The 20,904-nt window shown below is 64.6% G+C and carries 19 protein-coding genes; 8 read left to right on the top strand and 11 right to left on the bottom strand.

The genetic code is table 11. The features are described 5' to 3' along the window. On the bottom strand, nt 1-473 hold a 473-nt coding region (locus tag AB4Y81_RS17190; protein WP_441996335.1), incomplete at its 3' end, for an aldehyde dehydrogenase family protein. 161 nt (nt 474-634) lie between these two features. On the opposite strand from AB4Y81_RS17190, the gene AB4Y81_RS17185 reads away from it, so the two are divergent. After that, nucleotides 635-1,276, top strand: a complete 642-nt coding sequence (locus AB4Y81_RS17185; protein ID WP_441996334.1) for a LysE family translocator — start codon at nt 635-637, stop codon at nt 1,274-1,276. 16 nt (nt 1,277-1,292) lie between these two features. Here the strand turns inward: AB4Y81_RS17185 and AB4Y81_RS17180 are convergent, their stop codons facing one another. Beyond that, entirely contained in the window at nt 1,293-1,883 is a 591-nt protein-coding gene (locus tag AB4Y81_RS17180) for a TetR/AcrR family transcriptional regulator (protein ID WP_026267241.1), read from the bottom strand. 123 nt (nt 1,884-2,006) lie between these two features. Between AB4Y81_RS17180 and AB4Y81_RS17175 the strand changes: the two genes are divergently transcribed. The 3 genes from AB4Y81_RS17175 (at nt 2,007) to AB4Y81_RS17165 (ending at nt 5,892) form a co-directional block, all read left to right on the top strand. After that, entirely contained in the window at nt 2,007-3,962 is a 1,956-nt protein-coding gene (locus AB4Y81_RS17175; RefSeq protein ID WP_441996333.1) for a primary-amine oxidase, read from the top strand. Between the two features lie 23 nt (nt 3,963-3,985). Then, on the top strand, nt 3,986-4,423 hold the full coding sequence (locus AB4Y81_RS17170) for a hypothetical protein (protein ID WP_018778239.1): 438 nt from the start codon (nt 3,986-3,988) through the stop codon (nt 4,421-4,423). Between the two features lie 173 nt (nt 4,424-4,596). After that, complete coding sequence (locus tag AB4Y81_RS17165) at nt 4,597-5,892, top strand: APC family permease (RefSeq protein ID WP_441996332.1); 1,296 nt, start codon at nt 4,597-4,599, stop codon at nt 5,890-5,892. Between the two features lie 6 nt (nt 5,893-5,898). Here the strand turns inward: AB4Y81_RS17165 and AB4Y81_RS17160 are convergent, their stop codons facing one another. Beyond that, nucleotides 5,899-6,798 (bottom strand): sigma-70 family RNA polymerase sigma factor, encoded by a 900-nt coding sequence (locus tag AB4Y81_RS17160; RefSeq protein WP_039243179.1) that lies wholly within the window; start codon nt 6,796-6,798, stop codon nt 5,899-5,901. 17 nt (nt 6,799-6,815) lie between these two features. Next, entirely contained in the window at nt 6,816-7,274 is a 459-nt protein-coding gene (locus AB4Y81_RS17155) for a carboxymuconolactone decarboxylase family protein (protein ID WP_064722510.1), read from the bottom strand. Nucleotides 7,275-7,357: 83 nt separating this feature from the next. On the opposite strand from AB4Y81_RS17155, the gene AB4Y81_RS17150 reads away from it, so the two are divergent. Beyond that, entirely contained in the window at nt 7,358-8,395 is a 1,038-nt protein-coding gene (locus AB4Y81_RS17150; RefSeq protein WP_018778243.1) for a zinc-dependent alcohol dehydrogenase family protein, read from the top strand. Between the two features lie 8 nt (nt 8,396-8,403). On the opposite strand, the gene AB4Y81_RS17145 is transcribed toward AB4Y81_RS17150, so the two are convergent. The 3 genes from AB4Y81_RS17145 to AB4Y81_RS17135 form a co-directional block, all read right to left on the bottom strand. Then, complete coding sequence (locus tag AB4Y81_RS17145) at nt 8,404-9,639, bottom strand: pyridoxal phosphate-dependent aminotransferase (protein ID WP_441996331.1); 1,236 nt, start codon at nt 9,637-9,639, stop codon at nt 8,404-8,406. A 48-nt stretch (nt 9,640-9,687) separates the two neighbouring features. After that, nucleotides 9,688-10,347 (bottom strand): hypothetical protein, encoded by a 660-nt coding sequence (locus tag AB4Y81_RS17140; protein ID WP_441996330.1) that lies wholly within the window; start codon nt 10,345-10,347, stop codon nt 9,688-9,690. Nucleotides 10,348-10,458: 111 nt separating this feature from the next. Further along, complete coding sequence (locus AB4Y81_RS17135; protein WP_018778246.1) at nt 10,459-11,436, bottom strand: helix-turn-helix domain-containing protein; 978 nt, start codon at nt 11,434-11,436, stop codon at nt 10,459-10,461. 200 nt (nt 11,437-11,636) lie between these two features. On the opposite strand from AB4Y81_RS17135, the gene AB4Y81_RS17130 reads away from it, so the two are divergent. After that, nucleotides 11,637-13,163 carry a GMC family oxidoreductase gene (locus AB4Y81_RS17130; RefSeq protein WP_441996329.1) on the top strand — a complete coding sequence of 509 codons (1,527 nt, stop codon included), beginning with the start codon at nt 11,637-11,639 and terminating at the stop codon, nt 13,161-13,163. A gap of 27 nt (nt 13,164-13,190) precedes the next feature. Here the strand turns inward: AB4Y81_RS17130 and AB4Y81_RS17125 are convergent, their stop codons facing one another. Beyond that, on the bottom strand, nt 13,191-14,783 hold the full coding sequence (locus AB4Y81_RS17125) for an alkaline phosphatase D family protein (protein ID WP_441996328.1): 1,593 nt from the start codon (nt 14,781-14,783) through the stop codon (nt 13,191-13,193). Nucleotides 14,784-14,919: 136 nt separating this feature from the next. Here AB4Y81_RS17125 and AB4Y81_RS17120 point away from each other — a divergent pair, with 136 nt between their 5' ends. Beyond that, the gene (locus tag AB4Y81_RS17120) at nt 14,920-15,297 is read left to right on the top strand and encodes a hypothetical protein (protein WP_227453583.1); all 378 of its coding nucleotides are present in this window, start codon (nt 14,920-14,922) and stop codon (nt 15,295-15,297) included. Here AB4Y81_RS17120 and AB4Y81_RS17115 read toward each other — a convergent pair. Together AB4Y81_RS17115 and AB4Y81_RS17110 are read right to left on the bottom strand one after the other, a co-directional pair. Continuing rightward, nucleotides 15,279-17,711: an HAD-IC family P-type ATPase gene (locus AB4Y81_RS17115; protein WP_039243048.1), complete on the bottom strand. Its 2,433-nt coding sequence runs from the start codon at nt 17,709-17,711 to the stop codon at nt 15,279-15,281. The genes AB4Y81_RS17120 and AB4Y81_RS17115 overlap by 19 nt on opposite strands. 380 nt (nt 17,712-18,091) lie before the next feature. Continuing rightward, on the bottom strand, nt 18,092-18,925 hold the full coding sequence (locus tag AB4Y81_RS17110; protein WP_431229725.1) for a helix-turn-helix domain-containing protein: 834 nt from the start codon (nt 18,923-18,925) through the stop codon (nt 18,092-18,094). A 112-nt stretch (nt 18,926-19,037) separates the two neighbouring features. Here AB4Y81_RS17110 and AB4Y81_RS17105 point away from each other — a divergent pair, with 112 nt between their 5' ends. Beyond that, the gene (locus AB4Y81_RS17105) at nt 19,038-19,889 is read left to right on the top strand and encodes a phytanoyl-CoA dioxygenase family protein (protein WP_441996327.1); all 852 of its coding nucleotides are present in this window, start codon (nt 19,038-19,040) and stop codon (nt 19,887-19,889) included. 20 nt (nt 19,890-19,909) lie between these two features. On the opposite strand, the gene AB4Y81_RS17100 is transcribed toward AB4Y81_RS17105, so the two are convergent. After that, on the bottom strand, nt 19,910-20,842 hold the full coding sequence (locus tag AB4Y81_RS17100; RefSeq protein WP_441996326.1) for an NAD-dependent epimerase/dehydratase family protein: 933 nt from the start codon (nt 20,840-20,842) through the stop codon (nt 19,910-19,912). Nucleotides 20,843-20,904: the final 62 nt, after the last annotated feature.

Genomic DNA, 20,904 nt, shown 5'->3' with positions numbered 1-20,904 from the left:
ATCTGCCACACGGTGATCATCATGGGCCAGTTCCACGGGCCAATGGCACCCACGACGCCGATGGGACGGTAGTGCAGCTCGGCGCGGGTCTCGCCGTCGTCCACTACTGTCTCGGGATCCAGCGGCGTCGCGGCCGTGGCGCGCAGCCACGCGGCACACGCACCCACTTCGAAGCGGGCGTTCGGGCCGTTCAGCGGCTTGCCCTGCTCGCGGGAGAGCAGCTGGGCGAGTTCTTCAGCGGAACGCTCGACGGCGTCGGCTGCCTTCATGAGCGCAGCTGACCTGGCGTCGTGGCCCAAGGCAGCCCATGCAGGTTGGGCGGCAGCGGCGGCATCAACCGCATGCTGGAGGTCCTCGACGGTGTGAACGGGCGCATCGCCGACAGCCTCGCCCGTCGCAGGGTCGAAAATGGTGCGGCGGTCTTGGCCGGGGGCCGGGGTAATCGAGGCCAGCAGGGCGTCGTAAGTCTCCATTGGTACTCCGCTCGGGTAGTAAGTCTTGGCGGCCAGTGAGGCACGCGGCGATGTTTCCAGTGTGGTTGGCATCACGCGACGCGGCCTTGTCTTTGCACGAACAGCCCTTGACGGGAAGTGAACGCTTTGCCCGTGCTGCCGAGTGGCTGATAATCGTGCTTGTGACTCTTGCTTCCCTCGCAGCCTTCGCCGGTCTCTGCCTGGTCCTGTCCGTAACGCCCGGCCCGGACACCTTCCTTGTCCTGCGCATCGCATTAAACAGGCCCAGCGCAGGCATTGCCGCAGCGGCTGGATCCGCCATGGGCGCGATTGCCTGGGCTGCCTTGGTGGGCGTGGGTTTGGCCGCCATCCTGGAGCAGTCGGCGGAACTGTTCCGCTGGGTCAAGATCGCCGGCGGCTTGTACTTGCTGTATCTGGGGGTGTCGTCGTTCATCAAGTCGCGGAAGGCCGCCAAATCAGCTGCCGCCGGGGAGGGTGCCAACGAGCCACTCCCGTACAGTCGTCTCTCGGCTTTGGGCGCCGGAGCCTTGTCGACGCTCCTCAATCCGAAGGTTGGCCTCTTCTACCTGGCCGTAGTTCCTCAGTTCATCCCGCATGGCGGCGACACCATGGGCACGTCGCTCATTTTGGGCGTGGTGGTGGCCGTCATCGCCTTCGCGTATCTCTCGATGATCGCCGTGGTGGCGTTCAAAGCGATGCGGTGGCTCAAGCGGCCCAAGGTGAACGCCGTCGTCGAGCGTGTCAGTAGCGGCGTGATCGCCGGGCTGGGAGTCGGCGTGGTGGCGTCGGGCGCCACGAGCTAGCGGCGCCGCCTGCTGCCTACGCGGCAAGCAGCGCCAAGTAATTGTCCAACTGCCCCTCAAGGTCCTGCGAGAAGTGTTCGTCCGGCGATAACGCGGCCACGATCTGCGCGCCCAGCATCATGTTCAGCAGGTGATCGGCGACGGCGGCGTCCCCGATGGGGGTGGCGATCTCACCGGCCGCCCGGGCTGCTGCACAATGGGCCGTGATGGTGGTGTGCCACTGGCTCATGGACTCGCTGTGGAGGGCGGCCATGTCGGCGTCGTTGAGTGCCTTCTGCCAAAACGGGATGACGATGCGGGCTTCGTTGACGCGTTCCTCGTCCAGGGGCAGGACTTCGGCGCAGAATGCGCGGAGGGCCGCCACCCCTGAGAGTCCGTCGGTCATGGTGGCGATGCGCTGGTTGGTGCGGTTGAAAACGTGTCCGAAAGCGGATGTCAGCAGCAGGTCCTTGGTGGGGAAGTAGGGCTTGAGGGCGCCGTTGGCGAAGCCTGCTTCCTCTGCTATTTCCCGCATGGTGGCGCCTTCCATGCCGAGCCTTGCGATGATCCGCCATGTTGCATCCACCAGTTCGAGGCGTCGTTGATCGTGGTCCACAATCTTTGGCACTGGCTGGGCTCCCGGAAAAATAATTGGCGGAAAGGTCTTGTGACCCATCTTACGATTTGGTTATTCTCTACACCTATAGAAAATAAATCCCGACCCATCATAGGTCCCGGACAAGAGGCAGCCATGACGCCCACAGCAACTGAGACAGCTACCCAGTACCGCCTGGCCACGGGTGCCGAGATCTCCGAGGTCCAGGCAATCCTGCGAGCCGCCGGACACCTCGGTTCCGAAAAGCGGATCGCCTACCTGGGACTGGTGGATCCTTCCCGTGGGCAGGCAGAGGCAGGCCGCCGGTTCCGCGTGTTCATCCACGACATCTCCGGCGGAGCACCCACGGACGTCCTGGTTTCGGTGACCCGCGGCGAAATCCTCATTGCCAAGGAGCTGGACACCAAGGTCTCCGGCGAACTTCCCGTACTGGAAGAAGAGTTCGAGGTGGTTGAAACGCTCCTCGYCACAGATGAGCGCTGGCTGGCAGCCCTTGCCGCTCGGGACCTGGACGTGGAAAAGGTTCGCGTCGCGCCGTTGTCCGCCGGCGTCTTTGAATACGACGACGAACGCGGCCGCCGCATCCTCCGCGGCCTGGCCTTCGTGCAGGACTTCCCCGAGGACAGCGCCTGGGCCCACCCCGTCGATGGGCTGGTTGCGTACGTCGATGTCGTGAACAAGGAAGTCACCCAGGTCATCGACCTCGGCGCCATGCCCATCCCGGCAGAACACGGAAACTACACGGATCCTGAACTGACAGGCCCGCTGAGGGAAACGCAGAAACCCATCAGCATCACCCAGCCCGAAGGCCCGAGCTTCACGGTCACCGGCGGCAACCATGTCGAGTGGGAAAAGTGGAGCGTGGACGTCGGCTTCGATGTCCGCGAAGGAGTGGTCCTCCACAACCTTGCCTTCCAGGACGGCGAGAAGAAGCGCCCCATCATCAATCGCGCTTCCATCGCCGAGATGGTGGTTCCCTACGGTGACCCTTCGCCTATCCGGTCGTGGCAGAACTACTTCGACACCGGCGAATACCTGGTGGGCCAGTACGCCAACTCGCTGGAACTTGGCTGTGACTGCCTGGGTGACATTACCTATCTCAGCCCGGTCATCAGTGACGCATTCGGCAACCCCCGCGAGATCCGCAACGGCATCTGCATGCACGAGGAAGACTGGGGCATCCTGTCCAAGCACTCCGACCTCTGGACCGGCATCAACTACACCCGCCGCAACCGGCGCCTGGTGATCTCCTTCTTCACCACCATCGGCAACTACGACTACGGTTTCTACTGGTACCTCTACCTGGACGGCACCATCGAGTTCGAGGCGAAGGCGACCGGCGTCGTGTTCACCAGTGCCTTCCCGGAAGGCGGCTCTGACAACATCTCGCAGCTGGCCCCCGGCCTCGGCGCACCGTTCCACCAGCACCTCTTCAGCGCCCGCCTGGACATGGCCATCGACGGCTTCACCAACCGTGTGGAAGAAGAAGACGTGGTCCGCCAGACCATGGGCGAAGGCAACGAGCGCGGCAACGCGTTCTCCCGCAAGCGCACGGTCCTCACCAAAGAATCGGAGGCCGTCCGGGAAGCCGATGCCCGCAGCGGCCGCACCTGGATCATCTCCAACCCGGAGTCCAAGAACCGTCTCGGTGAACCGGTCGGCTACAAGCTCCACTCCGAGAACCAGCCCACGCTGCTGGCCGATCCCGGCTCCTCCATCGCCAAGCGCGCGGCCTTCGCCACCAAGGACCTATGGGTCACCCGCTACGCCGATGAGGAGCGCTACCCCACGGGCGATTTCGTGAACCAGCACGCCGGTGGCGCCGGCCTCCCGGCCTACGTCGCCCAGGACCGTAACATCGACGGCCAGGACATCGTCCTCTGGCACACCTTCGGCCTCACGCACTTCCCGCGGGTGGAGGACTGGCCCATCATGCCTGTGGACACCGTTGGCTTCAAGCTCCGCCCGGAAGGCTTCTTCGACCGCAGCCCTGTCCTGGATGTGCCGGCCAACGCCTCAGGCTCAAGCTGCCACAGCGCAGCCTCTTCTGACGGCGACCACCACGGCGAACCTGCCGGGCACTGCCACTAACCGGCACGCCACCAACCGGGACCATGACAACCACTGCAGGACGGGTCCGGTCAGCCGGGCCCGTCCTCCATCCCCGCCTCTGCGCGGCACTGACAGCTGTTTCCTGCGCCGTGCATCTCTGGCTCGCGGCTTCGGGACACCACGACGCCTGGCTGGGCATCCTCATGATCGCCCTGGCCGCTGTCTGCATTCCGTGCACAGTCCACATCTGGCGGCACAGCAGGGTGGGTGCGCTCCATCAAGTGACCATCTCCGCCCTCGCCATGGTGGGACTGCACGCCGTCCTGCTGCTGGGAGCGGGCGGTGCCGGACACGCCCACGGCGGCAGGCCGTCGTCGAACGTTGTTGATACGTCCGGCGCAGCGCAACTGCTGCTGGTCATCGGACTGGAAATCACGACGGCGTTGCTCGCCGCCACGCTGGTGGCGCGCCTGAGGCGTCGAGCGGCTGTAGCGTCCTGACCCTCTTTGCCGCCAGAAGCACGGAACCCCAACCCTAAAAGGCTGATTTTCCGTCGCTCCAGGGGAAAAGAAGGTCAGGAAGCAACAGGCTCACGAAAATTCGGCAGGATATTGCCCACGACAGGCAGTTTCCCTGCTTCCTGCACCCGCCCCGAACACGGTTCAGTGAACAGGTGAGCAGAGCTGTGAGTAATTCGGGCCTTGGGCTGTTCAGGGCGACCGGGATTTATGTAGGTGCCATCTTGGGATCGGGAGTCCTGGTTCTGCCGGCCATCGCCGCCCAGGTGGCGGGCCCGGCGTCGATCCTGGCGTGGGCCTTGCTCCTGGTGTTCTGCACGCCGGTGGCGTTGAGCTTCGCCGAAATGTCCAGGCAGCAGCCCGACGCCGGGGGCATCGCAACGTTCGTCACGAGGGCTTTCGGACAGCGGGCCTCAGTAGTAGCCGGCTACCTGTTCTACTTCGCAATTCCGTTCGGGGCGCCGGCTACCGCGGTGATAGGCGGGGAGTACATTGCCCATGCCGTGGGAGGCGGCAGGGAGACTGCGCTGATCGCGGCTGGGGTGATCCTGGCTGCGGGCTTCCTGAGCAACGCAGTGGGAATTCGGGTCTCGAGCAAGCTGCAACTCCTCCTGATGGTTCTGCTCGTTGCGTTGCTCGCCTTTGCAGTTGCCGTGGCCGCGCCCTTTGCCCGCGCGGAGAACTTCACTCCCTTTGCTCCGCACGGCTTCTGGGCTGTGGGCGGGGCGGCCAGTCTGCTGTTCTTCTGCTTCGCGGGATGGGAGGCAGTGACTCACTTGGCTGGGGAGTTCCGCAACCCCGAGCGGGACCTCAAACGCGCCACCTGGCTGACCTTGGTGGTGGTTGGAGTGGTGTACATCGGACTGGTGGCTGCATGCGTCGCCGTTCTGGGGCCCGCGCTCGCGGACAGCAGCGTCCCGGTGGCCGAACTGCTGGCGAAAGGACTCGGTCCCGCGGCGGCACCCTTGACCGCTGTCGCGGCTGCGGTCCTCACGTTTGGTCCGCTCAGTACTTTCGTGGCAGGCGCCAGTAAGCTCGGTGCCAGATTGGCGTCCGACGGCGTGCTGCCGCGGGCTCTTGCGCGCGGCGTCGACCCGGGCCAAGTGCCGGCAGTGAGCCTGTGCTCGCTGGCGGTGATGTCGTCGATCTCCTTCGCCCTGGCTGCTCTTGGATGGCTCAGCATTGAGTTCCAGATCGGAGCAGCATCCGCATGCTTCACCGCCGTCACCGCATTCGGGCTGGCGGCGGGCGTACGGCTGTTGCCGCGACGGACCGCAGCCTGGTACGGCGTGGTGGTGGCCGCCGTCGTGATGCTTGTGGTTCTGCTCTTCAGCGGATGGGCGCTGCTGGTACCGGCAGGGCTGGGGGCCGCGGCGTTCCTGGCCGGGCGAAGGCCGTCGAGGCGCCTCCTGCCGCAGCCGGTGGACGGCCGCAGCATGGTGAAATCGTGAGCCGGGCTACGTAAGCTGCGAAAGCCGGGTCAGCTTGTCCGGGTTGGACAGTTGCCGCAGCCCGCGGATGCTCCCGTCGGGACCCGCGTCCACTTCGACGACGTCGGAACGGCCGTGGTGCCTGAGCACCAAAGCCGCTCCGCCGTTGATCCCAATGACCCATGCCCGGACAGGCTCCACGGGATCGAAAGCAATCGCTTTGCCGAGGATGCCCGCAAAAAAGCGTGCGATCCTCGCCGACCCGAACAAGGGGTTCATGGCGCTCTTGACCTTGCCGCCGCCGTCGGCCCACAGCACCGCGTCCTGGTGGAGCATCGCCACAACCGTGTCGATCTCGCCCTGTTCGATGGCTTGCACGAGCTTCTCCAGGACGGCACGGTCCTTGGCCCGGGGTGCGGGCGCATTGGGGTCGATGTCCAGGCGGCGTTCTGCACGCGAGATCATCTGGCGCACTGCAGCGGGTGTCTTGTCCAAGATGGCCGCGATTTCCGGAGCGGGCATCCCGAAGGCTCGGTGCAGTACCAACGCTGCCCGGGCCTCCGGTGCCAGCTGCTCCGCCAGGTGCAACAGGGTCAAGGACAACAATTCCCTGTTGGCCACCGTCTCCTCGGGCAGTTGAGCGTTGTCCACGGGCTCGGGCAACCAGGGCCCGGTGTAGTCCTCCCGCACGGCGGCGAGCTGGCGCACCCGGTCGATGGAGCGGCGCACGCACACCGTCGTCAGCCACGCCGGCCAGGAGTCCACGCGGCCAGAAGCGGTGTTCCGTTCCTGGCGCACCGCCTCGATCGCCACCTCGGAGACCACGTCTTCGGCGTGGCCGAAGTCGCCCAGCATCCGGTACGCAATCCCCAACAGGCGGTTCCGTTCGCTTTGCCATGCCGCCGTGGCGGAGACTGCAAGGGTCATGCTGCCCACGTTACCTTTCAGACCAGCGGATTCTTCTCATCCACCGGCGGCTCCATCTGTGTGCTGATGGCAATCCGGTTCCACACGTTGATGGTGGAGATTGCCAGGATCAGGCCACCCATCTGGCCGTCGTCGAAATGGGTGGCGGCGGCGTTCCAGATCTCGTCCGTCACCGTGTCCGGCCCCAGTTGAGTCAAGGCGTCGGTCAGGGCGAGCACAGCTTGCTCACGGGCATCGAAGAACACCTTGGAGTGCTGCCAGGCTGCCACCGCGTGCAGTTTCCGGTCCGGGATGCCTCGCTTCCTGCCGTCCGTTGCGTGCATGTCCACGCAGAAACCGCAGCCGTTGAGGATGGAGGCGCGGAGCTTGATCAGCTCGTACAGATCGGGATCGACCGACGTGCGGGCGTAACCTTCCAGGCCAATGACGGCAGCGTAGCCGAGTTTGTTGCTGCGGCCGATGTTGATGCGGGTCATGCTGACTTCCCTTCAGAGTTGATGCCTTACATGAGGGATGTCGGAAGCGGCGCCGGAAGTGTGACAGTTGTTAGAGTCAATCCGTGCGCGCAGTAGTTTTCGACGAAGTCCGGACCCAGCCCGATGTCAGGGAGGTCGCCAAGCCAGTAGCCCCGATTGGGGGTGTGGTGGTGAAAGTCCTGGCCACAGGAATGTGCCGCAGCGACTGGCACGCCTGGGCCGGCCACGATGACATTGAGATGCCCCACGTTCCGGGCCACGAGCTCGCCGGCGTGATCGACTCTGTCGGGGAAGGCGTCCAGCGCTGGAAGGTCGGCGATCGCGTCACCGTCCCCTTCGTTTGCGGTTGCGGCGCCTGTGAATGGTGCCTGGCCGGCGACGCGCAGGTCTGCCCCGAGCAGCAGCAGCCAGGCTTCACCCACTGGGGATCATTCGCTGAATACGTGGCCCTGCACGCCGCCGACAGCAACCTGGTTGCCATCCCGGAAAGCATCGAATTTACGACGGCGGCAAGCCTCGGCTGCCGCTTCGCCACGGCATACCGTGCTCTGGCAGCCCGTGCCAACGTGAAGGCCGGCGAATGGGTGACCGTGGTAGGGGCGGGAGGCGTCGGACTGAGTGCCGTGATGATCGCCAAGGCCATGGGAGCCAAGGTCATTGCCGTGGATCGGAACCCTGAGGCCCTGTCCGTGGCCGCACGCTTGGGCGCCGACCACACCGTCCTTGCCGACGGGGCGGACATCCCCGCTGCGGTCAACGTCCTCTCCGGCGGAGGCAGCCACGTGGCGGTAGACGCCGTCGGAAGTGAACAAACCTGTGCCGACGCAATCCTCAGCCTTCGCAGGCGGGGACGGCACGTCCAGATCGGACTGTTGCCTTCCATCGACGGCAACCCGCAGGTGCCCATGGCCCGCGTGATCGGCTGGGAACTTGATCTCTTGGGCAGCCACGGCATGGCCGCGGTGGACTACCCCGGAATGATGGCGCTCATTGAGCAGGGTGCGCTCCAGCCGCAGTTGCTGATCGAACGCACTATCGGGCTGGAAGATGCTGCGGCACTGTTGCCCGGCTTCGACAAGGCCAACCCGGCAGGCATGACCATGGTGGACCCGGCGCTGTAAGTACGCCCCTAGTTCGGGGCGTCAGTGGGGCGGTTCCGGTACGCGGCCAGGAAATGCGAGATCCTGCGCACGGCTTCCTCGATGTCCTCCACCGCCGGCAGGATCACGAACCGGAAGTGGTCCGGGGTGGGCCAGTTGAAGGCGGTGCCGTGCGAGACCAGGATCTTCTGTTCCTGGAGGAGTTGGAGGACGAACTTCTCGTCCGAGGCAATGGGGTAGACCTCGGGATCCAGCCGCGGGAACAGGTACATCGCACCGGCTGCGGGGACACAGGAAACACCGGGGATGGCCGTCAACAGCTTCCACGCCAGGTCCCGTTGCTCGCGGAGCCGGCCGCCGGGACGAATGAGGGCTTCGATGCTCTGGTAACCGCCAAGGCAGGTTTGGATGGCGTGCTGCGCCGGGACGTTGGCGCACAGGCGGAGCGATGCCAGCAATTCCAGGGACTCCCGGTACGCGGCGGTCGCCGTCAAAGGCCCGGTCACGGCAACCCAGCCGGCCCGGTAACCCGGCATGCGGTACGCCTTTGACAGCCCACTGAAGGTCAGCACGCAGATGTCCTCGGCGACGGCAGCTGTGTGGATGTGAGGGGCGTCAACGTAGCGGATTTTCTCGTAGATCTCGTCGGAGAACAGGACAAGATCGTGCTGCCTGGCCAGTGCCGCGAACTGCTCCAGGATGTGCCGGGGGTAGACGGCCCCGGTGGGGTTGTTCGGGTTGATGATCACGATGCCTTTGGTGCGGGGGGTGATCTTCGCTTCGACGTCGGCCATGTCCGGCCACCAGTTTTCGTCCTCGTCGCATAGATAGTGGACCGGGTTGCCGCCTGTAAGCGTCACGGCAGCGGTCCACAACGGGTAGTCCGGTGCCGGGATGAGGATCTCGTCCCCGTTTTCCATGAATGCCTGGAGTGTCATGGAGATCAGCTCGCTGACGCCGTTGCCGATGAAGACATCCTCGACGCCGATGTTCATGAGCCCGCGCGTTTGGTAATACTGCGAGATCGCTGTGCGGGCAGAGAAGATGCCCTTGGAGTCGCTGTAGCCTTGCGCACCGCGCAGATGGTGGATCATGTCCACCACCACGGACTCGGGAGCTTCCAGTCCGAACGGCGCGGTGTCCCCAAGATTCATCTTGAGGATACGGTGCCCTTCGGCCTCCATGGCCTTGGCTGCCTGAAGTATGGGACCGCGGAGTTCGTAGCGGACGTTCTGGAGTTTGCTGGAGTGCTGCATCGGACGCATGGTTGATCTTTTCATGGCGCAGGCCATGGTGGGCAAACAGGTCCGGTATCAGGACCAGCGGATGGTGACGGGAAGACGCTTGGTGCTTGCCGAAACTTCCCTTTCGGTCCCGTCCACCGCTACGGCAAAGTGCTGAAGTTCATCGGCGGAGGTCAGGACTTCGAAATGCCCGGTTGCGTCACTGACCACTGCTGTGGCCGATGAATGGGCATGGATATAGGCGTCGGGGATGCCCTTGTTATGGGCGTCCACCAGTCGTCCCCGGATTCTGCGGACCGCCTCCGCGTTGCCCGTGACAGGTTGCTTGGGCGGGTCGGAAGGCTCCTCGAAGCGAAGGGACACCGGAACACGCACCAGGAACCCCAGCCCCTCTTCGATGGCATCGGAATACTCTTCCGCCCGGAGCTCGTCGCGGGACACCACGGAGAACTCGCTGTGGATTTCCACTGCCAAAAGCAGCTCTTCCATGATGTCCAGCTGTTCCGGCCCGTGGCATTCAACAGCCACCCTCAGTTCAAGGTCCAGGGCGGGGCTCTCATGATGAGACCTGCCCACCCGGGTGAGTGTTACCGCCCGGACGGTGACCGGAGCCTCCGGCGGCGGGACAACGGCAACGGGGGACCCGTCGTCGAACCTGACATGGTGAGGAGCGACGGCTTCCGAGAGCACCCCTAGAAGCTCAGACAACGACGAACGAACAAGGCCCACGGCAGAATCCCAGCCGGACAGAAATCCAGAATTGCAACTGGAACTAGGCTACTCCCGCAAATCCCCGTAGTCACTGGGAATAAGGGGTAACTCCCATCGATCGGGCGCCCGTCACACCGGGCGGTAGGAGTACCGGTACTCCGACGGCGAATAGCCGAAGGCACTCTTGAAGGCGCGGGAGAAGCTGGATGCGTCGGTGAAACCCCAATGCATTCCGACGGCGGACACCGGCCGCGTCTGCAGGCGCGGGTCCACCAGATCTGTCCGGCACTTCTCCAACCGTTGCCGGCGCAGCCAGGAGCTCACGGTGTCGTTGCGTTCTTCGAACAGCTTTTGGAGGTAACGGACGGAGACGTTGTGTGCGGCGGCGATGTGCCCGACGGTCAGTTCCGGGTCGCCCAGGCGCGCCGCCACGAACGCTTCGATCCGTTCCATGAGCGCGAGTCGCTCTTGGGATAACGGCGACGACGGCGGCACCCGCTCGGCAAAGACAGCGGAGACCAGGTTCATCAAGGCATCCGAAACGGTAGCGGCCTCGGCAACGGATCCTTCGTGCAGTTGCTTGGCCACGGCGCCGAGCAAGGCCGATGTCAGAGAGCCCAGCCCCTGGCGTCCGGACACCCTCGATGCCGTGAGCGTGGCGATGCTTTTGCGGTTCAGGTGGAGGGCTTCCGGCGGGAACATGACCACCATCATCCGGAAGGCGTCGTCGAAATAGAGATCGTAGGGGCGTGTGGTGTCGTAGATGGCGAAGTCCCCGGGTGTGAGCGCGGCTTCCCGTCCGTCCTGGGCCACCACCGAGTAGCCGCGCAGCTGCAGGCCAAGTTTGACCAGTCCGGGGTCGTTGGCCTGGATCTCCTTCCGGCCCCGGCTGACATGGCTCGCCGTACCCGAGACCGCGCTGAGGAACACCGGGCCGACTGTCTGGTTGATAAGTCCGCCGTCGAACTGTTCCGGCTCACGGGCCGCCACGGAGAGCGGCACGAACGCGCTGTTGACCGCTTGGTTCCAGGCATCAAAGCGATCGGTCCTGGCGAGGGCCGTGGTGCTGAATTCTTCTCGTGGTTGCTTGGCGATGGCACCGGTCACGTCGGCTCTCCTTTGAAATGACGCTGCGGGACTTGGTGGCGGCCTCTTTAGTGTCCCACGATTGCGGGTTAGGCCGTGATCCGGATCACAAGCGTGCGGATGGTGCGCAGTGCTGTGCGCGCCGGGTCAAGATTCCCGACGGCGGCCCGCGGCAGACTGCTGGAGAAGCTCACTTTCACGCCCGTTCAAGGAGGAACCCCATGGCTGGAAACCCAACCCACAGCGCTGACTACGTAGTAGTTGGCGCAGGATCGGCAGGCAGCGTCGTTGCGCGGCGCTTGCTCGACGCCGGACACACGGTCCACGTTATCGAGGCCGGATCCGTGGACACCGACCCCAACATCCACAGCCCGCAAGGTTGGCCGCTGCTGCTGACCGGAGCCAACGACTGGGCAGTGATGACTACGCCGCAGAAACATGCCCATAACCGCAGCCTCTACTGGCCACGCGGCAGGGTCCTCGGCGGCAGCAGCTCCCTCAACGGCATGATCTACATCCGCGGCCACAAGAATGACTACGACTCCTGGGCTGCCAACGGAGCGGAGGGGTGGTCCTGGGACGAGGTCCTGCCGTTGTTCAAGAAGTCCGAAGACCACCAGGACGGCGCCAGTGAATTCCACGGCAAGGGCGGGCCGCTCCATGTTGAACGGATCGCTGAGCGGCACCCGGTTGCCCAAGCTTTCGTAGACGCTGCCAAGGCGCTGGGCCACACGGAAACGGAAGACTTCAACGGAATCCAGATGACCGGCGTCGGGTTCAATCACACCACCACCAAGGACGGCAAGCGCGCCAGCGCGTGGCAGAGCTTTGTGGCTCCGGTGCTGGAAAACCCCGGCCTTAAGGTCACCACGGACGCGTTGGTGACGCGGATAGTCGTCGACGGCGGCCGTGCCACCGGGGTCGAATATCGACTCGACGGTGAGGTGCTTCGTGCGGAAGCGGGTGCCGAAGTCATCATCAGCGCAGGCGCCATTGGCTCTCCGAAGATCCTGCTGCTTTCCGGCATCGGTCCGGCAGGGCAGCTGAAGGCGCTGGGGATTGAGTCCCGGGTGGATCTGCCCGGGGTGGGCGAGAATCTCCACGACCACCTGCTGGCGGGAAATATCTATGAGGCGAAGGAACCGTTGGTGGCCGGCCGGCACAACCTGTTGGAAAGCCAGCTCTACGCCCACAGCAACCAGACGGACGAAGAAGCGCCGGACCTGCAACCGCTGTTCCTGCACCTTCCATACCCCACGGACGGCGGCGCCGCGCCCGAACACGGCTACACCATCGCACCCGGGATCGTCCGGCCCCGCTCCCGCGGTACGCTGCGGCTGGCCTCAGCGGACCCGGCTGCGGCGCCTTTGGTGGATCCGAACATCCTGGCCGACGAGTACGATGTTGAGGCCTTGGTGGACGCGATCATTCTGTGCCGGGAAATCGGCCGGCAGGAGGCCTTTGCGCCATTCCGAAAGGACGAGTTCACGCCTGGTCCAGGCGTTCAGACCCGCGACCAGGTGCGCGGGTTCGCCCGTCAAGTGGCCGGGACCTATCACCACCAGGTTGGCACCTGCAAGATGGGCGTGGACGACCTCTCCGTGGTGGATCCGCAGCTCCGCGTCCGGGGAATCGAGGGACTCCGTGTGGCAGATGCGTCCATTATTCCGTTCGTGCCGAGCGGCAACACCAATGCCCCGTCCATCATGATCGGCGAAAAGGCCGCGGAGCTGATTCTCGGCGGTTAACCCAACTGCTTGGGTTTACGCGGGGATTCAGGCCAGGCCCGGTACGCCGTCGTTGATGGTGAAGGACTTCATGGTGCGGACCGGGGCGCCCGGYGTGGTCACGTAGTCGAGCACCCGGAAGTCGGCGGTCATCGAGTCCTTCGTGATCCGTGTGTTCACGTACCCGCGGTTGTCGTTGTAGAACTTCAGATGCGGGTTCCAGGCCATGGTGGGGTCGGTGGTGGAGCCCGTGCCGTTGCCCGTGGACGTGATGGACGAGCACACCAGTTCGGAGCCCACCACCCGGGACTCCGGATCCTTGTAGTCCACCTTGAGGTCTGTCGCCCAGTGGCGGTGGACGTCGCCGGTCAGCACGACGGCGTTGCGCACCTTCGCGTCCACCCAGCCCTGGGTGATGCGGCGGCGGGAGGCGGCGTACCCGTCCCAGCCGTCCATGGAGACGTCGTCGATYGCGGGCGACTTATCGCGGTCCCGTTCGGCGAAGAACACCTGCTGGCCCAGGATGTCCCAGCGCTGAGTGGAGTTCCGGAAGCCATCCAGGAGCCACTTTTCCTGCTCCGCTCCGGTGATGGTGCGGTTCTCCGCCAGGCGTCCGGCCACGTTCTTCTGCCAACCGTCGCCTGCCAGCTGGTCATCACGGTATTGCCGGGTATCCATCATGTGGAAGTTGGCCAGCCGGCCCCACTGGATGGTGCGGTAGATCTTCATGTCGAAACCGGCCGGAACGGAGGATGCACGCAGCGGCATGTTCTCGTAGTAGGCCTGGAATGCTGCAGCGCGGCGCTGCCGGAAGCGCTCGGTCGTGTCGTTGAGCTGGCCCGCGTCCGTGTTCTCCGGAATGTCGTCGGCCCAGTTGTTGTCTACCTCGTGGTCATCCCAAACCACCAGCCACGGCGCGATCGCGTGCGCGGCCTGCAGATCGGCGTCGGCCTTGTACTGGGCGTGGCGCTGCCGGTAGCCGGCGAGACTGACCGTCTCCGGCCCCTCATGATCACGGGGATTGCCGCCACCGATCACGTAACTGTCCTTCTTGTATTCGTAGACGTAGTCGCCGAGGTGCAGCACCAGGTCCGGGTGGTCTTCAGCCAGCCGCTTGTAGGCGGTGAAGTACCCGTGTTCGTACTGGGCACAGCTGGCGAACGCCATGGCCAGTGCGGCGGGAGTCTCACCGGGGGCGGGACATGTCAGGGTGCGGCCCACTTGGCTGAGGTGCCGGCCGGCGCGGAAGCGGTAGAAGTACTCACGGCCGGGCTTGAGGCCCTTCACCTCGACGTGCACCGAGTGCGCGGTTTCAATCCGAGCATGCTCGACGCCGCGGGCTACTGTCCGGCGCATGGCAGGATCTTCGGCGACCTCCCAGGCGACGGCGACGTTGCGGGAGGGCATGCCGCCCAGGCCGTCCTCTGCCACGGGGTTCACTGCCAGCCGCGTCCATAACACGAAACCGTCCGGCCACGGCTCGCCGGAGGCGATACCCAGCGTGAACGGGTCGGTGCGGAGACCGGCGTCGTCCGCCGTCGAAACCGCGACGGCGGCCTGCGGCAACGCTGCCGACACGCCGGCGACGAGCCCGGCTCCAAGGCCGGCTGAGATGAGGGACCTGCGAGAGATGCTTTCCATGCCACCGACCCTAGGACGACCGGGTGGACTGGGTTCAAGGACAGCATGAATGCGTGGTTAATTGTTGTTCCTGCCCCGGTGCTGGCTCGTCTATGCTCAAATCATGATGACGGGGGAGCGCCCTAGACGGCCCGGTGTGGTGACTTTCTCTGTGGTGCTGATGTACATCGGCGGCATCGCGCAGATTGTCCTGGGAGTGCTGACGATCTTCCTGCGGTATACGCCGGAAGCCCAGTCCGGCGGTGTTGCCCTGCCTGTGACCTTGCTCGGGGCAGGAATGGTCCTGTTCGGTTTGCTGGTGATCGGGCTCGCCTCAGGCGTGGCCCGCGGAAGCTCGGCGGCCCGAAGCGGGGCAACGGCGGTGATGTTCCTTGGCTTGGCCTTCGCTGTGGTCGACCTGGTTGTGGCCGCTGACGGGGACTGGTCCGCCGTCATTTCGCAGTCCATCGCAACTGTGCTGGTGGTTGTGCCGCTGTGGGTAGGTCGGGGACGCCGTTACTTCGAGAGCCGCTGACGGGACTCTTCAGCGTCCCGGTAGGCAACGCGGCGGTGCACGAACCTCACGATTTCAATCAGCCCGATGCAGGCAACCGACGTTGCAAGAACCAGCAGTGCCGTGGGGAGCGTGGGGTCGGTGAACTGCAGGAAATCGCGGGCGAACCGGACGGAGTACACCAGGACGAGCCCGACCATCATGGCCCCGATGACAAGCCCTTTGAAACGGGTGACGGGCCTCGAAAGCACCACCAGGATCCAGATACCGATGATCGCCAGGATGAGGGTCGATCCCGTCCTGATTTCAGCTTCCGGTATGGACAGGTTGGCCGCGAGCTTGGCGTACGCTGCGAGCCCCAGTGTCACGGATACTCCCGCCGGCACGGCGAAAGTGAGCGATCGCCGCAGGAAACCCGGGATGTAGCGCTGGGCGTTGGGCAGTAATGCCAGGAAGAACGCAGGAATGCCGATGGTCAGCCCGTCAGTGACCGAGAGTTGGCGTGGCAGGAACGGGAACGGCAACAGGAGGATGCCGAACGCGATCGCCAGGAAGGTGGCATAAGCGGTCTTGGTGAGGAAGAGCATGGAGACCCGCTCGATGTTGGCAATCACCTGACGGCCTTCAGCCACCACGCTGGGCAGGTGCGAGAACTTACCGTCCAGCAGGACCAGCCGCGCCACTGCTTTGGTGGCGGCCGCACCGGAGTTCATGGCCACGCCGATGTCGGCTTCTTTGATGGCCAGGGCATCATTGACCCCGTCGCCGGTCATCGCCACTGTGCGTCCCGCGGCTTTCAACGCCAGGACGATCCGTTTCTTCTGGTCAGGGGAAACGCGCCCGAACACCACATTGTTGTTGATGACTTCCAGGAACTCCTGGTCATCGTCCGGCAGCTCACGGGCATCAAAACCGTGGGGCGCATCCAATCCGACTTCCCGTGCGATAGCCGCCACCGTCCTTGGGTTGTCACCGGAAATGATCCTCACGTCCACGTCCTGCGCCGCGAAGTAGGTGAGGGTCTCGGCAGCATCGGGTCGGATATTTTCCTTGAAAGTCAGCAGGGCCACGGGAACGGCATCGGCCGGCACGGTTTCATCATGCGTGGGCGTCCCGTGCGCCAGGACCAGTGTGCGGCGCCCCGTCGCGGCCAGCTCAGCAGCCTGGGAGGCCAGCTGCTGTTGCCCGGCGTCGTCGGAACCGCGCTCCGGGAAGACCATCTCGGGGCCGCCCAGGATCCACATGCCGTCGTCGAAAATAACCGCACTCCACTTCCGCGCAGAGGAGAACGGCACACGGTCGCTTGGCTGATCGGCGGGCAGTTCGGTGAAGTGGCCGGCGAGACTGCGGGCCGTGGCGTTGGCGTCTTTCTGGACGCCGTACCAGGCCAGGACGCTCTCCCAGCCGGGCACCGCGGCCAGCGGCCTGGCGGCATCGAAAACGATGTCGCCTTGCGTGAGCGTGCCGGTTTTGTCGAGGCAGATGATGTCGACGCGAGCCAGCCCCTCGACGGCGGGCAGCTCCTGCACCAGCACCTGCTGCCTTGCCAGCTTCACAGCCCCTACCGCGAAGGTGATGCTGGTCATCAGCACCAGACCCAGAGGGACCATGGCGACGACGGCGGCAATGGTCGCCGTCGCCGCGTCCCGCCACGCTCCACTCGCCGAGGCTGCGGCCCACCCGCCCTGGGCAAGCATTTGCGCGTTCAGAACCAACAACGCCACCGGCCCGACAAACCAGGTGACCCATTTGAGGACCCGGTCAATGGAGGACCGCAGCTCCGAAGCCACCAGGGAGAACCTCTTGGCCTCGGCAGCCAGAGAGTTGGCGAAGGAATCGGCGCCCACCCGGTCCACCACGGCGGTCCCTTCTCCGGCAACGACGACGGATCCGGACAACACGCGGTCATCCTCCGTCTTTTCCACGGCATCGGATTCGCCGGTCAGCATGGATTCGTCCACCTGAAGCCCGCGGGAAGCTGCGACTACCCCGTCCGCGGGCACTTGGTCACCGGCCCGGAGGACGAGGGTGTCGTCCAGGACCACGTCGTCCAAAGCTATTTCTGCTTCAGATCCGTCCCGCATCACCCGGGCGTGCGGGGCGTTCAACAGGGCCAGCCGGTCCAAAGCGCGTTTTGCCCGGTACTCCTGGACGCTTCCGATCACCGCGTTGGCGATGGCACTGAAACCGAACAGGGCATCCTGCCAGCGGCCGATCGCGAAAAGGACAATGAAACAGGCCAGGATAATGCCGTTGAACAAGGTGAGCACGTTGGCGCGGACGATGCTCCACACGCTGCGGCTGGTGTCCTGAACGAAGGCGTTGGTTTGCCCGGCGGCGACCCTCTCGGCAACCTCCGCAGTGCTTAGTCCCTGAACGGCAGATCCGACGAGCCGGACGGCCGCCCCTGGTTCAGCCTTCTCGTTTTCCGGCACTCATGCCCCCGTTGTTGAGTCGGTCCAAGGATTTGAGACAGTCCGTGGATGGGATTGAGTATGCCAGTCGTCAGGCGGTGAAGGCGAGGTCCCGCGCGTTTGCCGCCGCCCTGATGCACCAACCACTCCTGCCATGGCTTTTCCGGCCGGGACCAAAGCCCCTTTGCGGGTCGCAATATCGCGGCGATGCTGAGCGCATGCAGGCAGAAGGTGTCCCTTCGCGACGTCGTACCAGTGCCGCACGGGGGTTCGCGTTCGCGGGGACCGTGCTCGTAGGAATTCCCTTGTCAAGACACCGAGCCCGTGACAATCCATGATTCGAACATTTTCAGACATTGGGTGGTGCCCGTCCTTGCAGGTGTTCAACTGTCGGAGCACCGTCATGGCAGAGGCGTATCCCTGTGGTGTAAACGGCGGAACTGGATCGGGGAGTGGCCGGTCTTCTTGGTGAAGAGCCGGCTGAAGTAGGCGGGGTCGTCGTAGCCGGTGAGCGTAGCGATCCGTTGAACGGACAGGGCCGTATCGGCGAGGAGCGACTGGGCACGGGATATGCGCAGCTGCAGAACGAGCTCCTTGGGGCCTGTCCCGGTAGCAGCCCGGACTGTACGCCTGAGGTCGGGGACGGAAACCTCCATTGATGCGGCCAGTTGGGACAGGCTGAGTGGCAGATGGGCCAGTTCGTGCAGCGCGGTGAGGAGCTTGTCGTCCCGGCCCGGAAGGCCGGGGTCCGTGGTGCGTCGGCCGGTTTCGACGAGGATTCTTTGGCAGAGCACTGAGGCCTCAAGGTCTCCATGCCGCCCAGCGGTTGAGAGGGCGGCCCGCAGCTGGGGAAAAAGTCCAAGTCCCGCCTTATCTGCGTGGCCGTCAATTCGGACCAAGGGCCGGGTGCGGGCGAAGCACCCCAGCTCCTCCATCGCCCGCGCCGTGGGCCCGGTAAAGAGGAGCCAGTGCTCTTTCCACCCAAGGGGTCCTGGCCCGTAGCCGTGGCTTACCCCCGGAAAGAGCCAGATGACAGCGGGAGCCTGGACTTCGAACCGGGCGCCATCCATCGTGAAATGACCGGACCCCTCAGAGACCAGCACCATGGCGTGGCTGCTCAATGTCCTCTCGGAAAAGGAGGGCAGAACACCGCTTTGCTCACCGGCGCCGAGGCACGCCAAGCCCAGGTCCCGTAGCGAGTGGGCGGGTTGCCGATAGCTCGACCAATTGTCCATGGCCTCCAATGTTGCCCTTGCTTGAACAAGAAAGACAAGGCTCGCAAAAGTCCAAGTGATCGCCAAGGGGAGTCCATTCACTTCCTTGGGCGCCGATGCCAAGGTGGTGACTATGTTGACCTCGAATGGCTACGTCCTGGACGAATCGGAAACCCGCTTGGCCGAGCTTGAACCGGTGCCCTCCTCCGAACGTGGTGATCGCGACGCGTTGTGGGCACAGCTTCGCCGGGACGGATACCTCTACTTGAAGGGTCAGTTGAAACCGGACAAGCTCCTGGATTTCAGGGAGTTCTACTTTGCTTCATTGGCCGAGGCGAATGTCTTCGCACCCGGCACCGATCCCCGTGACGGTATCGCCTCTGAGGGCGACGCGGACAGGGCCGCCTTGCGCCGGGGCCTGTTTGATCGCATTGTCCCGGGCCCGGAGTACCAGGCGCTGTGCACGGCGGAGGGAATTGCCGATTGGTTTGCCTGGTTTCTCGCCGATGACGTCCATCTGCACCGGCGCAAGATCATTCGCCACACCAAGCCCGGTGAGAGCGGCATCGGCACGGCAACCCAGGCACACTACGATCTCGTCTACCTCCGCGAGGGCAGCGATCGCGTGCTCTCCATGTGGATTCCGCTGGGCGATTGCCCCCGTGAGCGCGGCGGTTTGACCTACCTTGAGGGCAGCCACCACTGGGTGATGGCAGACGAGCGCGAGGGGACCCTGAAACTTCCCGCTGCGTCCATTACCGCCGACCTTCCGGGGTTGGCGGACGAACGTAACGCACGATGGCTGGTGGCCGATTACGAGGTTGGGGATGTCGTGGTCCACTCGGCTCACATTGTGCACGCTGCCTTGGACAACATGGACCGCGGAGGCACCATGCGGCTGTCCACGGATATCCGTTATCAGCGGTTGAGCGAACCTATCGACTGGCGCTGGCAGGAGCACTGGAATTACGACGACGGCCTCTGAGCCGCAGCCGTGCGGCACCTCTACTTGGGCTGCTGGACCGCGCCGCGCCACCATGCAACCGTGGCCGCCGCGGCTTCGGCCAGAGGGGTGGGGTCGAGCCCCAGGAGCCGCTGGCTTTCCGAGGAATCCATCACGAACGGCCGCTCGAACTGGTACAGCAATTCGGCCAGTTCGCGCATGTCCGTAGAGAAAAGGCCTGCCACCCGCAGCACCCATCCGGGCACGGCGCTCACTTTGGGTGCAGCAACACCGGCGGCAGCCGCATGCGCTTCGGCTATTTCCCGCTGGGTCACGGCGGCACCGGTGGGGGCATGCAGCACACGGTTCCAGAGTTCCGGCTTATGCGCCGCAGCGATCATGGCGGCTGCGAGGTCCGGTACATAGGTAAAGGAGTGCGGCTGGCGGGTGCTCCCGATGACCTGCACTACCTTGCCTGCCAGGATGGGCTTCACCATGCGCTCGCCGGCGTGGGCCATTTTCACGCGCGGCCCGAAGAAGTCGCCGGCCACGACGCTGACGGTATTGGCCGCATGTGCCTGCCGTGCCTTCAGCAGCGCGGTGCGGATGCCGCGTTTGCCGCCGTCCGCCGCACGAGGCCCGGCTTCGGTCATGATCCGGTCGGGCTCGCTGTAGGAGTACAGGCTTTCAGGGAACACGACGACGGCGCCCACGGCTGCCGCTGCATCCATCACGGTCTGCTCGGCCTGGGGAAGTTCGGCTGCCCAGGCCGCGGCACGGTAGGCGCTTCCGTGGATGCAGTGGAACACCGCATGGGCGCCTTGGAATGCATGGGAGACCTGACCGGGGTCGGAGGCATCTACCCGCATCCTTTCCACCAGCGGGTGCTCCGGGCCACTGCCTGATCGGGTCAGGATGCGGACTTGGTGGCCTTGCTCCGCGAGCTGTTCGGCGACGGTGTATCCAACGGGTCCTGCTCCGGTCACAACGTACATGGGGTTCTTCTTTCGGGATAGCGGCAGATGGCCTGGTCAAAAGCGAGAGCGCTGCTCTCTGA

The organism is Paenarthrobacter sp. TAF1 (assembly GCF_052113825.1).
Taxonomy (GTDB): Bacteria; Actinomycetota; Actinomycetes; order Actinomycetales; family Micrococcaceae; genus Arthrobacter; species Arthrobacter nicotinovorans.
The sequence above is the reverse complement of the archived record's forward strand: the minus strand, read 5'-3'. Positions and strand labels throughout refer to the sequence as shown.

What these genes read in the sequence shown, in the direction of transcription:
- AB4Y81_RS17105 (WP_441996327.1), top strand. Translation starts at nt 19,038, where the DNA reads ATGTTGACCTCGAATGGCTACGTCCTGGACGAATCGGAAACCCGCTTG.
- AB4Y81_RS17160 (WP_039243179.1), bottom strand. Translation starts at nt 6,798, where the DNA reads ATGACCCTTGCAGTCTCCGCCACGGCGGCATGGCAAAGCGAACGGAAC.
- AB4Y81_RS17170 (WP_018778239.1), top strand. Translation starts at nt 3,986, where the DNA reads ATGACAACCACTGCAGGACGGGTCCGGTCAGCCGGGCCCGTCCTCCAT.
- AB4Y81_RS17145 (WP_441996331.1), bottom strand. Translation starts at nt 9,639, where the DNA reads ATGCGTCCGATGCAGCACTCCAGCAAACTCCAGAACGTCCGCTACGAA.
- AB4Y81_RS17110 (WP_431229725.1), bottom strand. Translation starts at nt 18,925, where the DNA reads ATGGACAATTGGTCGAGCTATCGGCAACCCGCCCACTCGCTACGGGAC.
- AB4Y81_RS17100 (WP_441996326.1), bottom strand. Translation starts at nt 20,842, where the DNA reads ATGTACGTTGTGACCGGAGCAGGACCCGTTGGATACACCGTCGCCGAA.
- AB4Y81_RS17155 (WP_064722510.1), bottom strand. Translation starts at nt 7,274, where the DNA reads ATGACCCGCATCAACATCGGCCGCAGCAACAAACTCGGCTACGCTGCC.
- AB4Y81_RS17130 (WP_441996329.1), top strand. Translation starts at nt 11,637, where the DNA reads ATGGCTGGAAACCCAACCCACAGCGCTGACTACGTAGTAGTTGGCGCA.